The sequence below is a fragment of the Streptomyces sp. NPDC058469 genome, assembly GCF_042721125.1.
GTDB lineage: Bacteria > Actinomycetota > Actinomycetes > Streptomycetales > Streptomycetaceae > Streptomyces.
Window position 1 is genome coordinate 14,903 of record NZ_JBHXME010000060.1, and the last position, 14,307, is coordinate 29,209.

At 71.3% G+C, this 14,307-nt stretch carries 11 protein-coding genes; 5 read left to right on the forward strand and 6 right to left on the reverse strand.

Annotated features, from left to right (window positions below):
• Positions 1-13: 13 nt before the first annotated feature.
• Both ACFWP5_RS24835 and ACFWP5_RS24840 read left to right on the forward strand, forming a co-directional pair.
• Positions 14-508, forward strand: a complete 495-nt coding sequence (locus ACFWP5_RS24835; RefSeq protein WP_366497238.1) for an Lrp/AsnC family transcriptional regulator — start codon at positions 14-16, stop codon at positions 506-508.
• Positions 509-541: 33 nt separating this feature from the next.
• Positions 542-2,233 carry a DUF885 domain-containing protein gene (locus tag ACFWP5_RS24840; RefSeq protein WP_384160510.1) on the forward strand — a complete coding sequence of 564 codons (1,692 nt, stop codon included), beginning with the start codon at positions 542-544 and terminating at the stop codon, positions 2,231-2,233.
• 369 nt (positions 2,234-2,602) lie between these two features.
• On the opposite strand, the gene ACFWP5_RS24845 is transcribed toward ACFWP5_RS24840, so the two are convergent.
• Both ACFWP5_RS24845 and ACFWP5_RS24850 read right to left on the reverse strand, forming a co-directional pair.
• Positions 2,603-3,121 (reverse strand): immunity 21 family protein, encoded by a 519-nt coding sequence (locus ACFWP5_RS24845; protein ID WP_384160513.1) that lies wholly within the window; start codon positions 3,119-3,121, stop codon positions 2,603-2,605.
• A gap of 118 nt (positions 3,122-3,239) precedes the next feature.
• A complete protein-coding gene (locus ACFWP5_RS24850) occupies positions 3,240-3,719 on the reverse strand; it encodes a rhodanese-like domain-containing protein (protein WP_384160515.1) in 480 nt (159 codons plus the stop codon).
• Between the two features lie 163 nt (positions 3,720-3,882).
• On the opposite strand from ACFWP5_RS24850, the gene ACFWP5_RS24855 reads away from it, so the two are divergent.
• Positions 3,883-4,329, forward strand: coding sequence for an Lrp/AsnC family transcriptional regulator (locus ACFWP5_RS24855; RefSeq protein ID WP_384160518.1), 447 nt, complete (start codon positions 3,883-3,885; stop codon positions 4,327-4,329).
• 38 nt (positions 4,330-4,367) lie between these two features.
• Here ACFWP5_RS24855 and ACFWP5_RS24860 read toward each other — a convergent pair whose 3' ends face one another.
• The 3 genes from ACFWP5_RS24860 to ACFWP5_RS24870 all read right to left on the reverse strand — a co-directional run bounded on the left by ACFWP5_RS24860 (position 4,368) and on the right by ACFWP5_RS24870 (position 9,371).
• Complete coding sequence (locus tag ACFWP5_RS24860; protein WP_384160521.1) at positions 4,368-7,358, reverse strand: AAA family ATPase; 2,991 nt, start codon at positions 7,356-7,358, stop codon at positions 4,368-4,370.
• Between the two features lie 76 nt (positions 7,359-7,434).
• Positions 7,435-8,598 carry an exonuclease SbcCD subunit D gene (locus ACFWP5_RS24865; RefSeq protein ID WP_384160524.1) on the reverse strand — a complete coding sequence of 388 codons (1,164 nt, stop codon included), beginning with the start codon at positions 8,596-8,598 and terminating at the stop codon, positions 7,435-7,437.
• 101 nt (positions 8,599-8,699) lie between these two features.
• Positions 8,700-9,371, reverse strand: a complete 672-nt coding sequence (locus ACFWP5_RS24870) for an SDR family NAD(P)-dependent oxidoreductase (protein WP_384160527.1) — start codon at positions 9,369-9,371, stop codon at positions 8,700-8,702.
• A gap of 213 nt (positions 9,372-9,584) precedes the next feature.
• On the opposite strand from ACFWP5_RS24870, the gene ACFWP5_RS24875 reads away from it, so the two are divergent.
• A complete protein-coding gene (locus ACFWP5_RS24875; RefSeq protein ID WP_384160530.1) occupies positions 9,585-11,501 on the forward strand; it encodes a protein kinase in 1,917 nt (638 codons plus the stop codon).
• Between the two features lie 61 nt (positions 11,502-11,562).
• Here the strand turns inward: ACFWP5_RS24875 and ACFWP5_RS24880 are convergent, their stop codons facing one another.
• The gene (locus ACFWP5_RS24880; protein ID WP_384160533.1) at positions 11,563-12,189 is read right to left on the reverse strand and encodes a YigZ family protein; all 627 of its coding nucleotides are present in this window, start codon (positions 12,187-12,189) and stop codon (positions 11,563-11,565) included.
• Between the two features lie 125 nt (positions 12,190-12,314).
• Between ACFWP5_RS24880 and ACFWP5_RS24885 the strand changes: the two genes are divergently transcribed.
• Positions 12,315-14,300, forward strand: coding sequence for an amino acid transporter (locus ACFWP5_RS24885; RefSeq protein WP_384160536.1), 1,986 nt, complete (start codon positions 12,315-12,317; stop codon positions 14,298-14,300).
• Positions 14,301-14,307: the final 7 nt, after the last annotated feature.

The following is a 14,307-nucleotide window of genomic DNA, read 5'->3' on the forward strand; positions in this document are numbered from 1 at the left end:
TTACGTTCGGCCCATGACCGAATCCGTCGTACTGGATCCGGTGGATCTCCATCTGCTGCGGTTGCTGCAGAACGACGCCCGGGCGACGTATCGCGAGCTCGCCGCGCAGGTAGGGGTCGCACCGTCGACGTGTCTGGACCGGGTGGCGAGGCTGCGCCGGGCCGGGGTGATCCTCGGGCATCAACTGCGGCTCGATCCGGCCAAGTTGGGGCGCGGGCTGGAGGCGCTGCTGTCGGTGCAGGTCAGGCCGCATCGGCGGGAGTTGGTGGGGCCGTTCGTGGAGCGGATCCGGGCTCTGCCGGAGTCGCGGACCGTGTTCCATCTGACCGGGCCCGACGACTATGTCGTCCATGTGGCCGTGGCGGACATGGCGGACCTCCAGCGGCTGGTCCTGGACGAGTTCACGTCACAGCGCGAAGTGGCCCGCGTGGAGACCCGGTTGATCTTCCAGCAGTGGGACTGCGGGCCCCTGCTGCCGCTCGCCACGCCCACAGCTGAATCGGGGTGACGGGGACAAGTTCCACGTATGAGGATGGTCCCCATGTCGCAGACCAACACTCCGCTGCCCCGGCAGGTCGCCGACGCCTACGTCGACGACCTCATCGCCCTCGACCCGGTCACCGGTACGTATCTCGGCGTGAAGGAGAGTTCGAGCCGCCTGCCCGACCTCTCCCCCGCAGGTCAGGAACGTCTCGCGGAACTTCAGCGGGCGACCCTCGCGAAGCTCGACGAGGCCGAGCGCCGACCCGGCGCCGACAGTGACAGCGAGCGCCGTTGCGGGCGCCTGCTGCGCGAGCGGCTCACCGCCGAACTCGGCGTGCACGAGGCCGAGGAGAGCCTGCGCTCGGTCGGCAACATGTCCACTCCCGCGCACTCGGTGCGCGAGGTGTTCACGGTGACACCGACCCAGACCGACGAGGACTGGGCGGCGATCGCCGAGCGGCTGCGCGCGGTACCGACCGCGCTGGCGGGTTACCGCGAGTCCCTCGCGCTGGGCCTGGACCGCAAGCTGTACGCGGGTCCGCGTCCGACGGACACCTTCATCGGCCAGCTCACCGAATGGTCGGACACGGACGGCCAGGGGCGCGGCTGGTTCGAGGACTTCGCCTCGGCGGGCCCCGACTCCCTGCGCGCCGAGCTGGACGAGGCCGCCCGCACGGCGACCGCGGCCCTGGTGGAACTGCGGGACTGGATGCGCGACGTGTACGCGCCGGCGATCGAAGGCGCGCCGAACACGGTGGGCCGGGAACGGTACGCGCGTCTGTCGCGCTACTTCAACGGTACGGACCTCGATCTCGACGAGGCGTACGCGTACGGCTGGTCCGAGTACCACCGGCTGCTCGCCGAGATGAGGCAGGAGGCCGAGAAGATCCTGCCCGGCGCCGAGACACCGTGGGTGGCGCTGGCGCACCTCGACGAGCACGGCCGGCACATCGAGGGCGTCGACGAGGTCCGCGAGTGGCTGCAGGGCCTGATGGACAAGGCGATCGAGAATCTGGACGGCACGCACTTCGAACTCGCCGAGCGGGTACGGAAGGTGGAGTCGTGCATCGCGCCTCCGGGCAGCGCGGCGGCGCCGTACTACACGCCGCCGTCGGAGGACTTCTCGCGTCCGGGCCGCACGTGGTTGCCGACGATGGGGCAGACCCGGTTCCCGGTCTACGACCTCGTCTCGACCTGGTACCACGAGGGCGTCCCCGGCCATCACCTCCAGCTCGCCCAGTGGACGCACGTCGCCGGGAACCTCTCCCGCTACCAGGCCACCATCGGCGGGGTCAGTGCCAACGCCGAGGGCTGGGCGCTGTACGCGGAGCAACTGATGGACGAGCTGGGCTACTTGGAGGACGCGGAGCAGCGACTCGGTTACCTCGACGCGCAGATGATGCGGGCCACCCGGGTCATCGTCGACATCGGCATGCACCTGGAGATGGAGATTCCGGCGGACTCGCCGTTCCACCCCGGTGAGCGGTGGACGCCGGAGCTGGCCCAGGAGTTCTTCGGTGCGCACAGCAGCCGTCCGGCAGACTTCGTGGAGAGCGAACTGACCCGCTACCTCACGATCCCGGGCCAGGCCATCGGCTACAAACTCGGCCAGCGGGCCTGGCTGTTGGGCCGCGAGAACGCACGGCAGCGGCACGGCGACACCTTCGACCTGAAGGCCTGGCACATGGCCGCGCTGTCTCAGGGTTCGCTGGGGTTGGACGACCTGGTGGACGAGTTGTCGCAGCTCTGACGCGGGGTGCGATTACGCATGGTGTGACATGTCGGCGGCCGGGTCCGGAAGTTCGGGACACGGCCGCCGTGTGCGTCTGGCGCCAGGGCTGAAGTCCCGCCCGCCGACCGGCAGTTTCGGGACGGGAGCGCGCCAGGGCTGACGCCGGGCACTGAAGCCCCTTCAGCCACTCGTCACTTTTCGGGACACGGCCGCCGTTCACATCTGACGCAGGGCCTGAAGTCCGGTCAGCCACCGCTCAGTTCAAAACGGGGTCGCGCCATCCGTGTCTGACGCCGGGCACTGAATCCCGTCAGCCACCCGGCAGTCTCGGGGACCCGGTCGCCGTCCGTATCCGACACCAGGTGCCGAAGCTCCTTCAACCACCCGTCAGTTGGAAAGTCGCCGCAGCTGGACAAGTCCCAGCCAGGTCTCCGGGCCCGGTTGGGCCTGCCCCGCGCGGACGGCGTAGCGGCCCGGTTCCAGGTCGACCTTCAGATGCTCCGTGCCTTCCGAATCCCGCCCGGGCCACGCCGAGTCGAACAGGACGACCGGTCCCGGTACATCCCACTGCACCTCGTTCTCCCAGGTCGCGCCGGCGAGCGCGGCGGGGATGCCGGCCAGCACCTCGTCCTCGGAGTTCGCGGCGGACCACCGTACGAACGTGCCGTGTTCGGGGAGGAAGGAGGTCGACGCGGGATCGTCCCCCAGGACCAGCGCGGCGCTGTCCCCCACGGGCAGCAGGCCGGCGTATCCACCGACCTCGCACGCCCGGTCGTAGTCCGAGGCAAGTTCGTCGCCGTCGGCTCCCGTCCAGAACGGCAGCACCGTCTCCGGCACCGCTATGAGCGGTCCGCCGCCCGACTCCACCCACTGCACCGCCGTTCCCGGCTCCGCGTATCGCGCCATGGGCAGAACCTACACGCACAGCGATCCCACATGTCCACGGTTCGAAGGACCCGCGCGTCGGCGGCCGTCGTACGAACTCGCCTTCCGGGGAGCCGAGTTGAAGGCCACCGTCCAGGAATCAGCAGCCACAGTCACCCGCGTCGACCGGCGCCGTCAACGAATCAACCGCACTCCGCTCACGCCCTTCCCACGTCTCGAACTCGAAGCCCTCACGCACCCAGTACTCGAACCCGCCGAGCATCTCCTTGACCTGGTACCCGAGTTCGGCGAGCGCGAGGGCGGCTCGTGTGGCGCCGTTGCACCCCGGACCCCAGCAATACGTCACGACCGGCACGGACTTGTCGAGGAGATCCTCGGCCTGCACCGGGATGAGCGCCGTGGGGAGGTGGACCGCTCCGGGGACGTGACCCTGGTCCCACGACTCGGTGGAGCGTGAGTCGAGGACGACGAAGCCGGGGGCGCCGCCGGCCGCGAGCGCGCCGGCCACGTCGGACACGTCGGCATGGAAAGCGAGGCCCGCACGGAAGTGGGCGGCGGCCGCAGAGGGAGCGGCGGGGGCGACCCGTAGAACAGGGTTGACGACAGTACTGCTGCTCATGATCCGGCCTTTCGCTGAGGTGTCTCTACGTCTCTGCATCTCTACGTCTCTGCATCTCTGCATCTCTACGTCGAGAAATCTACGGTCGCCGACCGGCCCGCTGAAGGGACGATCCCCGCCGTACCCCTTGATCGGCCGGGGATTCCCCTGCTATTCATCAGCCATGACCGCGTATTCCCCTGACGCCACCGACTGGCGCATCCTCGAAGTCCTCCAGCGGGAGGGCCGGGCCAGTTTCGCCGAGCTGGCCCGGGCCGTCTCCATGTCCGCGAGCGCGGTGACCGAGCGGGTGCGGCGGCTGGAGGAGGCGGGGGTGATCCAGGGCTACGCGGCGGTCGTCGACCCGGATCGGCTGGGCCTGCCGATCCTGGCGTTCGTGCGGCTGCGCTATCCGAACGGCAACTACAAGCCCTTCCACGACCTGGTCGCGGCGACGCCGGAGATCCTGGAGGCGCATCACATCACGGGCGACGACTGCTTCATGATCAAGGTCGCGGCCCGTTCGATGCGCCACCTGGAGGAGGTGTCGGGGAAGATCGGCGCCCTGGGATCGGTCACCACCAGCGTCGTCTACTCCTCACCGCTCCCCCGCCGACCCCTGGGTCACTGACCTCACGGGTCTGACGGGTCTGACGGGTCTCATAGACCTCACTGCCCCCGCTGCCGTACGGCCGACCCGTCCCTCCCCTTCACGACCTCCAACTGCGCGTGGATCCGCCGCCGCAGATCGGCGACGTGGCTGACGATGCCGACGCTGCGGTCCCGTTCACGCAGGGAGTCGAGGACGTCGAGGACATCGTCGAGGGTCTGCTCGTCGAGGCTGCCGAAGCCCTCGTCGATGAAGAGGGTGTCGAGCCGGACCCCGCCGGCCTCGTCGGTGACCACGTCCGCGAGCCCGAGCGCGAGGGCGAGCGAGGCGAAGAAGGTCTCACCGCCGGACAGCGTCGCCGTGTCCCGCTCCCGCCCGGTCCACGCGTCGACGACATGCAGCCCGAGTCCGCTACGCCCGCGCCCGGCCCGGTCGTCGGAGTGGACGAGCGTGTAACGCCCGGACGACATGCGCTGCAGCCGTACGGTCGCGGCGGCGGCAACCTGTTCCAGGCGGGCGGCGAGGACGTACGACTCCAGGCGCATCCGGCGTTCGTTGTCCGCCGAGGTGCCGGCAGTGAGGGCGGCGAGGCGGGCCACCCGGTCGTACTCCTCGCGCAGCGGCGCCAGTTGACGCGCCCCGGCGGCCGATCGAGCGGAGAGCCGGTCGAGTTCGGCGCAGCGCCGGGCCGCAGCGTCGCGCGCGGAGGCCGCGTCACGGGTCCGCTGAACGGCCGCGGTCGCGGCACGCTCCGCAGCATCCAGATCGGCGGGGGCCTGCTGCGCGGCTGCCGCCGTGTCGGTTTCCGCCAGTACGGCCCGTACGGCGGCCTCCTCCGACTGCCAGGCGTCCAGGCGCCGTTGGAGTTCGCGATGGGCGGTGTCGTCGAGGAGGGCGGCGGCAGCGGACTGCGGCGTGTCGAAGCCAGCACGGAAGGCGGCGTCGGCGAGCCGGGCGTCGGCGTCCTTCAGCCGCTGTGCGGTGTCCTCGGCGGTGCGGACGGCATCGGCCGCGTCGGTGAGCAGCGCGGCCTGCCGCTCCAGCTGGGCAGCGCGCGCGGCCACACTGTCGGCGGCACCCCTCGACTGCGCCAACTCCCCTTCCAGGGAGGTCCGTTCGCGGTCCAGGGTGTCGCGCAGGGTCGTACGGGAGGCGGCTCGCAGGGCGGCCTGCTGCTGGATCGTGGTCCGCCGCTCGTGCTCCTGCTCGGCCCGGCGCAGCTCCTCGGTCGCGGGGTGCAGCCAGGACGCGTCCCGGCGCGCCTGCTCGTAGAGCCGCTCCAACTCCGCTACCTCGTCGGCGAGTTGACCGGTCGGCGTGTCACCCGCTTCGGCGGTGGCGGCGGCGAGGGCTTCCCGTACGACGCCCAGGCGCCGCTCGGCCTCGGTGCGCTGTTCCTCGGCGCGCTGGTGGGCGGCGAGGGCCTGCTCCTCCGCGGCGCGGTCGACGTGTCCGGCGGATTTGCGTGCGGGGGCGGGGTGTTCGGTGGCTCCGCAGACGGCGCAGGGTGCGCCGTCGGTGAGGTGGGCGGCGAGTTCGGCGGCGATGCCGTTCAGCCGCTGTTCCTTGAGGTCGAGCCAGTGGGCGCGAGCCTCGACGGCACGTTCGGCGGAGACGAGCACCTGCCGCTGGGCGTCCTCCGTGTCACCGGCGAACTGGTCCCGTTGCCGAGCCGCCCCGAGTCGCCGCTCGGCGGGCTCGCGCCGGACGCCGAGCTGTTCGGCCCGGGTGGTGGCCTCCTGCGCCGACTCGATCCGCGCCTGAAGTCCCGCACGGGTGGTGTCCCACTCGGCGAGCCAGGCCTCGGCCTCCTGCCGTACGTCCTCGTCGGCGCGCTCCTGGCGGTCCAACTCGGCGCGCTCCACGCCGAGTTCGGTGAGCCGCTGCTCGGCGCGGCGGGCCGACTCGAGTCCGCCCAGTTCCTCGGCGGCCCGGCGTGCGGCGGCGGCGAGCCCGGCCGCGCCGGCTCCCGCGAAGGTGTCCGGCAGCAGGTCACGCGCGCGCGACTCGGCCCGGGCGGCGTCCCGGTGTTCGGTGTCGGCGGCCTCCCGCAGATCCAGCGCCGGCGCCACCGCCTCGGCCTTCCGGGCCCGCTCCATCCGCGCCTGCGCCTGCTGGTAGCCGTCGGCCCGCTCCTCCATGAGCGTGGCCCGCTCCCGCGCCTGAGCGAACCGCTGTTGCAGCCGCGCCAGTTCACGTACGTCGGCCAGTTCACGATCGGCGGCGACCTGAGCGGACTCCGCGGCGGTGAGCCCACTGTGCGCGACGGCGAGTTGTTCGCGTGCGGTACTGCGGGCGACGGCCGCAGCGCTCAACACCTCGTCGGCGAGGCCGGGTTCGCCCGGGGCGAGGTCCGGCAGCTCCATGGCGTCACCGGCCGCCTGCTGCATACGGTGCGCGTCGGCCAGCAACTCGGCGTCGCCCTCACGGACTTGAGCCTCGGTGGCACGGCGCCGATCGGCGAGCCGCTTCTCCACCTCGGCGAAGCGGTGGGTGTCGAAGAGCCGGCCGAGCAGCTTGCCGCGCGCCTCGGCGTCGGAGCGCAGGAAACGCGCGAACTCCCCCTGGGGCAGCAGCACGACCTGGCAGAACTGCTCCCGGCTCATGCCGAGCAGCTGGGTGATCTCCTCGCCGATCTCCTGGTGCGAGCGGCTGAGGTCCTTCCAGGCGCCGGCCGCGGCGTCGTACTCACGCAGCCAGCTCTGCGCCTTGTCCAGCGTGCTGCCGGTGCCGCGCTTCTTGGGGCGTGCCCAGGGCGGCTGCCGGGTGAGCTCCAACCGCCTTCCGGCGACGGTCAGTTCGAGCCGCACCTCGGTGCGCGTGCCGACCGCCGCGTGGTCACTGCGCAGGGTGAGCCCCTGGCCGGACTGACGGACACCGGGCACCGAGCCGTAGAGCGCGTAGCACACGGCGTCGAGGACTGAGGTCTTGCCGGCACCGGTCGGCCCGTGCAACAGGAACAACCCGGCGGAGGACAGCTCGTCGAAGTCGACGGTCTGCGAACCACCGAAGGGCCCGAAGGCGGTGATGTCGAGCCGATGCAGCCTCACCGGCGACCACCCTCTTCTCCCACGCGCGGCGTGAAGCCGACACCGCGCCGCGCGTCCACCGCACCCCGCCGCGCGTTCACGGCGCCACCTCCCGTACGACCGAGTCCGCGCGCACCGAGTCGAACGCCTCCTGGAGCACGGTCTGTTCGCGCTCGTCGGGACCGGCGCCGCGTACGTGGGCCACGAAGTCGTCGGCGATCTCACGGTCGTTGCGGCCCGCGAGGCGCCGGGCGTACGACACGTCGGGGTCGTCGGGGCCCCGCTCGGGGTCGAAGACGAGGCTGAGCGTGTGCGGGAAGCGCTCGGTGAGCCGGGCCATCGGGTCGTCCGGGCGGACCGGGTCGGTGAGTGTCGCCTCGACCCACGCCTCCTCGTGCCGCGCGAGGTCGGGATCGTCGAGCAGGTCCTCCAACGTGCCCCGGATACGGGCGAGTTCGCGCGGTACCGGGCAGTCGAGGCGCTCGGCGGTGACGGTCCCCTCGGCGTCCAGGTCGACGAGCCACATGCTCTTGCGGTGATCGGCCTCGGAGAAGGAGTACGGCAGCGGGGAACCCGAGTAACGCACGCGTCCGGTGATCGTCTGGGAGCCGTGCAGATGCCCCAGCGCCGCGTAGTCGACGCCGTCGAAGACACCGGCCGGTACGGCGGCGACTCCGCCGACGGTGATGTCCCGCTCGCTGTCGCTGGCCTCGCCGCCGGTGACGAAGGCGTGCGCGAGGACCACGGATCGGGTGCCGGGTGCGCGGCCGGCGAGGTCGGCGCGGACGCGGTCCATGGCGGCGGCGAGGACTGCCTCGTGGCCCGCCTTCTCGACCCCGAACTCGGCCTTCACCAGGGCGGGTTCGAGATACGGCAGTCCGTAGAAGGCCACGTCGCCGGACGCGTCCGGAATCACCACAGGCGTCCCGCAGGCCGACGGCTCGGTGCGGAGATGGATACCGGCGCGGTCGATCAGACCGGCGCCGACGCCGAGGCGGCGGGCCGAGTCGTGGTTCCCGGAGATCATCACTGTGGGCACACCCAGGTCGGCGAGCCGGTGCAGGGTGTCGTCGAACAGCTCGACCGCGGCCAGCGGCGGCACCGCCCGGTCGTACACGTCTCCCGACACGACCACCGCGTCCACGGCGCGCTCACGCACGGTGGCGACGAGGTGGCCCACGAAGTCGGCCTGGGCCCCGAGCATGTTCACGCGGTGGAACGCCCGGCCCAGGTGCCAGTCGGAAGTGTGCAGCAGTCTCATCGGGCCACCACGCTAGCGCCTGTCGACCCCTGAACCACCATTGACCTCGGAGTTCCCACGCATTCGAGACCTTATGGCAGGAAATATGCACAATGCTCGGATCAGTGACCGCCGTCACGGCGCTGGAGACCGAAGTCGAATCCCACCGTTCCCGGATCCACCGTCGTGACCCCGCCGCCCCGTCCCGCCTCCTCCGCGGAGCGGGTCATCCGGCGGTCGGCCGTCTCCGTGCGGGTCCAGCTGGGGCACACCGTGTTGGCGCGCAGCCCCCGGTGGCCGTAGTCGACCGTCAGTGAGCGGCACAGTTGGAGGAGGGCCGCCTTGGAGGTGGCGTAGGCGGCGTTGGCCGTTCCGTTGCGCAGGGCGGAGACGGAGGCGACGGCGACGACCGCGCCGCGTGTCTCCAGGAGGTGCGGGAGGGCGGCGCGGAGCAGGTGGAAGGAGCCGGTCACGTTCGTCCGCATCACCGTTTCCCACGCCTCGTCGGTCAGGTCTCCGACCGCGCCGCCGCGTCCGACGCCCGCGTTGAGAACCAGTCCGTCAAGCCGGTCGAAGCGCGAGACGGTCGTAACGACCAGGCCCTGCACGGCTGTTGGGTCGGTGATGTCGACGGGGTGGGCCAGTGCGCCGGTCTCGTCGGCGACGCCGCGCAGGGGCTCGGGACGTCGGCCGCCGATGACGACGTGGTGTCCGGCGGCACGCAGCGACCGTGCGGTCGCGCGGCCGATGCCGGTGCCTCCACCGGTGACGATGACGACCCGCTCGTCGGCCATGGCTGTCGGTACTCCTCGCCCGCCGGGAGACAGCGATCCCACGTGGGGGGCCGCCGGCTGTGGAAAACCCCAACTCCCGTGTCGCACACATGTGCTGCGCTAATGTCACGTCACCACGCACCACGCGAGAGACACAGGGTTCCCATGCCAGTCGAGTACCGCGGTCGGTCCGAAACGATGGCCTATGCGGCGGCGGGGATGGAGCCGCCTCCCGTGGTGCCGCTGCGGAAGAGCGACCCGCGGCAGGCGGGCCCGTACCGGTTGATGTCAGTGCTCGGCAGTGGCGGGATGGGCCGCGTCTATCTGGGCCGCGACGCCACCGGCACCACGGGCCCGGCCGCCGTGAAGGTGATCCGGCCCGAGTACGCGGAGGACCCGCAGTTCCGGAAGCGCTTCGAGCGCGAGGTCGGCGCGCTGGACCGGATCCAAGGGGCTCATATCGTACGGCTGTTGGGCAGCGGCTGTGACGAAGATCTGGTGTGGGTCGCCACCGAGTACATACCCGGGCCCACCCTCTCGGAGTTGATCGACGCGCGCGGACCGGTCGACGCGGCGGCGGCCTGGCGGTTGCTGGCCGACGTGGGACGGGCGATCGAGGCGATCTGGCGTGCGGGGATCGTGCACCGCGACCTCAAGCCGTCCAACGTCATCCTGGGGGCCGACGGCGCCCGCGTCATCGACTTCGGTGTCGTCCAGGCCGGCGACGGCACCTCGATCACCGCCACCGGCCAGAACGTGGGCACCCCCGCCTACATGTCCCCGGAGCAGGTCCGCGGCCAGGAGGTGACCGCCGCCTCCGACGTCTTCTCGCTCGCCTCCACGCTCACCTACGCCGTCGCCGGGGAGGCTCCGTTCGGCGAGGGCACGGGCGTCGACGTGCTGCACCGGGTGGCGTTCGACCCGCCTCGGGAGGATGTCCTCGACAAAGTCGCGGGCGTCGACGCGGAGTTGGCCGCGTTCATCCGCACCTGCCTGGACAAGGACCCGGAGTTGCGGCCCTTACCCGAGGCGGTGTTCAGGACGGCCATCGGACATCAGTTGTCCACGCCCGTCGGCGACCCACCACGGGTTCCCTCCCGGCGCAGACCCGCCCCTGCCGAACGACTCCAAGGACTCGGCCGGCTCGAAGGACTCGAACGGCCCGCCGCTCAGCCCGCCGCGACGCCCCCGGCCCCGCCCGCCGCACCCGGGAAACACACGAACACCCCTGGAAAACGCGGGAGGTTGATCGTGGCCGCGGTCGCCGCTGCCGCCGTCCTCGTCGCCGGCAGCATCACCGCGACGCTGCTCCTGCTCCATCACGACGACAGCGGGACGTCGGCCGGTCCAGGACCGGGGACACCCCCGACAGCCGTCGTACCGGAGAACTCGCCCTCGGCGCCGAGCACTTCGCCCAGCACGGCCGCATCCGCGTCGGCCACGAAGGTCGGGACGTCGCAGAGCCCGTCGCACGCGCCAATCGCCCGCGATCCCGCGGACCTCGACATCCGGCTCCCCTCCTGCGTCGCCGAACTCATCTCGGGCTCCCACGGCGACTGCGTCAAGGCGCTCCAACTCCTCCTCGCCGGTTACGGGTTGCACGTCACGGTCGACAGCGAGTTCGGGAAGGCCACGGTCGACGCGTTGAAGGTCTTCCAGACCGAGGCCGGAACCCCCGCCAGCGGGACGGTCGACGCCCAGACCGCGAAGCTGCTGTACGGCACGCCGCGCGGGCCGGTCCAGGCCGGTTCGGTGACCGTCACCGAGAGCGTCCACGCCGTCGATGTCGCCCGGTGTCTCGACGCCCATGTCACCGCGGTACAGGTGTGGGCGTGCAACGGCACGGCGCCGCAGAAGTGGGCGCTGTTCCGCGTACCCGGGCGCAACTCCCAGTATCTGGTGGTCAATCAGGGCAGCCACGACTGCCTGGACGCCGACACCGTCGGCCAGAACTTCTCGACGATCCGGGCCATGAGCTGCGACGGGCTGAGCGCGCAACGGTGGCGACTGGGCAGCGCCGGGACCCTGGTCAGCGTCCCGGACGGTTTCTGTCTGGACGCGGAGGCCTCCGAGTCGGGGAAGAACGGTCAGACGGTCCAGACCTTCGGGTGCGCGGGCAGCTCCAACCAGGTCTGGAACTGGTCCTCCTGACAGCTCATCAGGAGCCGCCGGGACTCATGCGTCTCCGCACGCCTCGCCGCCCGGCTCCAACTCATGCGTCCCCGTACGCCTCGCCGCCCAGCTCCAGCCCCGCCGTCCCCGCCGTCGCATCGGCCAGCCACGCGCGGAACGCGTCCACCTCGGCGTCCGGCAGGCCGATCTCGATGGTGACCTCCTCGCCGTAGCGGACATCCCGTACCTCGCGGCCGGTGGCGCGCAGGTCGTTCTGGATCTTGCCCGCGCGCTGGTGGTCGACGGTCACCGTGGCGAGGCGGAAGCGGCGGCGGGTGATCGTGCCGAGGGTGTCGAGGGCCTCGCCGACCGAGCCGCCGTAGGCCCTGATGAGGCCGCCCGCGCCGAGCTTGACGCCGCCGTAGTAGCGGGTGACGACGGCGACGACGTACCTCATGTCGCGGCGCAGCAGCATCTGGAGCATGGGGACGCCTGCCGTGCCGCCGGGTTCGCCGTCGTCGCTCGCCTTCTGGATCGCGGCGTCGGCGCCGATGACGTAGGCGAAGCAGTTGTGGCTGGCGTCGGCGTGTTCCTTGCGGATGCGGGCGATGAAGGCCTGGGCCTCCTGTTCGGTGGCCGCCGGGGCGAGGGCGCACAGGAAGCGGGAGCGGTTGACCTCGGTCTCGTGCACGCCCGGGCGGGCCACTGTGCGGTACTCGTCCTGCATCCGGCCAGCCTATGCGCCCCGCTGTCGGTCGCCCCCGGTCCGGGTGCGGGTGACGATGTGGTGGATACTCGCTCCTCGTTGCCCGGGCCCCGGGCACGGTCGTCCGATCGCAGGGAGTCCTCAGCATGACCGGCGCGCAGGTGGACCCTACGGAGACCACGGCGTCCGGCGGTTCCGGGTCCGCCGCGGACCGCTGCCGGGCCTGGCTGCTGGACGGCCTGAGCGAGCAGAGCGCCCGGCATCCGGGCCCGCACGCCACCCCGGACCCGGAGCACGAGGGTCACCGCTGGTGGCGGGTCATGTGTCTGACCGGCGTCGACTACTTCTCCACGCTCGGCTACCAGCCGGGCATCGCCGCCCTCGCGGCCGGACTGCTGTCCCCGCTGGCGACGGTCGTCCTGATCGGGCTGACGCTCCTCGGGGCGCTGCCGGTCTACCGACGGGTGGCGCACGAGTCTCCGCACGGCGAGGGGTCGATCGCCATGCTGGAACGGCTGCTGCCGTGGTGGTCGGGGAAGATCTTCGTCCTGGTGCTGCTGGGCTTCGCGGCGACGGACTTCATGATCACGGTCACCCTGTCGGCGGCGGACGCGGCGGCGCACGTCGTGGAGAACCCGTTCGCGCCGGGCTGGATGCACGGCGGGAACACCTGGATCACGCTGGTGCTCGTCGGTGCGCTGGGCGCGGTCTTCCTCAAGGGGTTCCGGGAGGCCATCGGGATCGCCGTGGTGCTGGTGGGCGTGTATCTCTCGCTTAATGTGGTGGTGCTCGCGGTGTCCGCCTGGGAGGTGTTGAGCCATCCGGTGAAGATCGGCGACTGGACGGACGCGATGACGGCCGCGCACTCCTCGCCGCTCGCGATGGTCGGCGTCGCGCTGCTCGTGTTCCCGAAACTCGCCCTCGGCATGTCCGGCTTCGAGACGGGCGTGGCGGTGATGCCTCAGGTCAAGGGCGATCCGACGGACACGTACGCGAAGCCGACGGGCCGTATCCGCGAGACCCGCAAGCTGCTCACCACGGCCGCCGTGATCATGTCCGGCTTCCTGCTGCTGTCCAGCCTGGCGACGACGATCCTGATCCCGCAGAGCGCGTTCAAGACGGGCGGCCCGGCGAACGGCCGCGCGCTCGCCTATCTCGCGCACGAGCACCTGGGCCAGGCCTTCGGCACGCTCTACGACGTCTCGACGATCGCGATCCTGTGGTTCGCGGGCGCCTCCGCGCTCGCCGGCCTGCTGAACCTCGTACCGCGCTATCTGCCGCGCTACGGCATGGCGCCGGAGTGGACGCGGGCGGTACGCCCCCTGGTCCTGGTCTTCATGGTGACGGCCGTCCTCATCACCCTGTGGTTTCACGCGAGCGTCGACGCGCAGAGCGGCGCGTACGCGACCGGCGTCCTGGTGCTGATGCTCTCCGCCGCGTTCGCCTCCACGGTCACCGTGCACAAGCGGGGCCACCGCGGGGCCACGCTCGGGTTCGGCACGATCACCGCCGTGTTCGCGTACACGCTGGTCACGAACGTCATCGAACGGCCCGACGGCATCAAGATCGCGGCGATCTTCATCGTGCTGATCCTGGTGACGTCGTTCGGTTCGCGCGTGCACCGAGCCTTCGAACTCCGCGCCGCCGAGGTCACGTTCGACGACACGGCGTCCCGTTTCGTCGACGAGGCGGCACGCAGCGGCCCGCTCCGGCTGATCGCCAACGAGCCGCAGGAACACAGCACCCGTGAGTACCGCGCCAAGGAGTACAGCCAGCGCGAGGAGACCCACATCCCGAACGGCGGCCCGGTGCTGTTCCTGGAGGTCCTCCTCCGCGACTCCTCGGACTTCTCGGCGGACATCAGCGTGCACGGCGACGAGAAGTACGGGGTACGACGACTCCGCATCGAGGGCCCCACGGTCCCCAACGCGATCGCCGCCGTCCTCCTCTCCCTCCGCGACCGCACCGGCGAGGTCCCCCACGCCTACTTCACCTGGACCGAGGGCAACCCGGTCAGCCACCTGATCCGCTTCCTCGTCTTCGGCGACGGCGAGGTCGCACCGGTCACCCGCGAGGTCCTGCGCCGCGCGGAACCGGACCCTGAGCGCCGGCCTCGCGTGCACGTCGGCTGAACGGCCG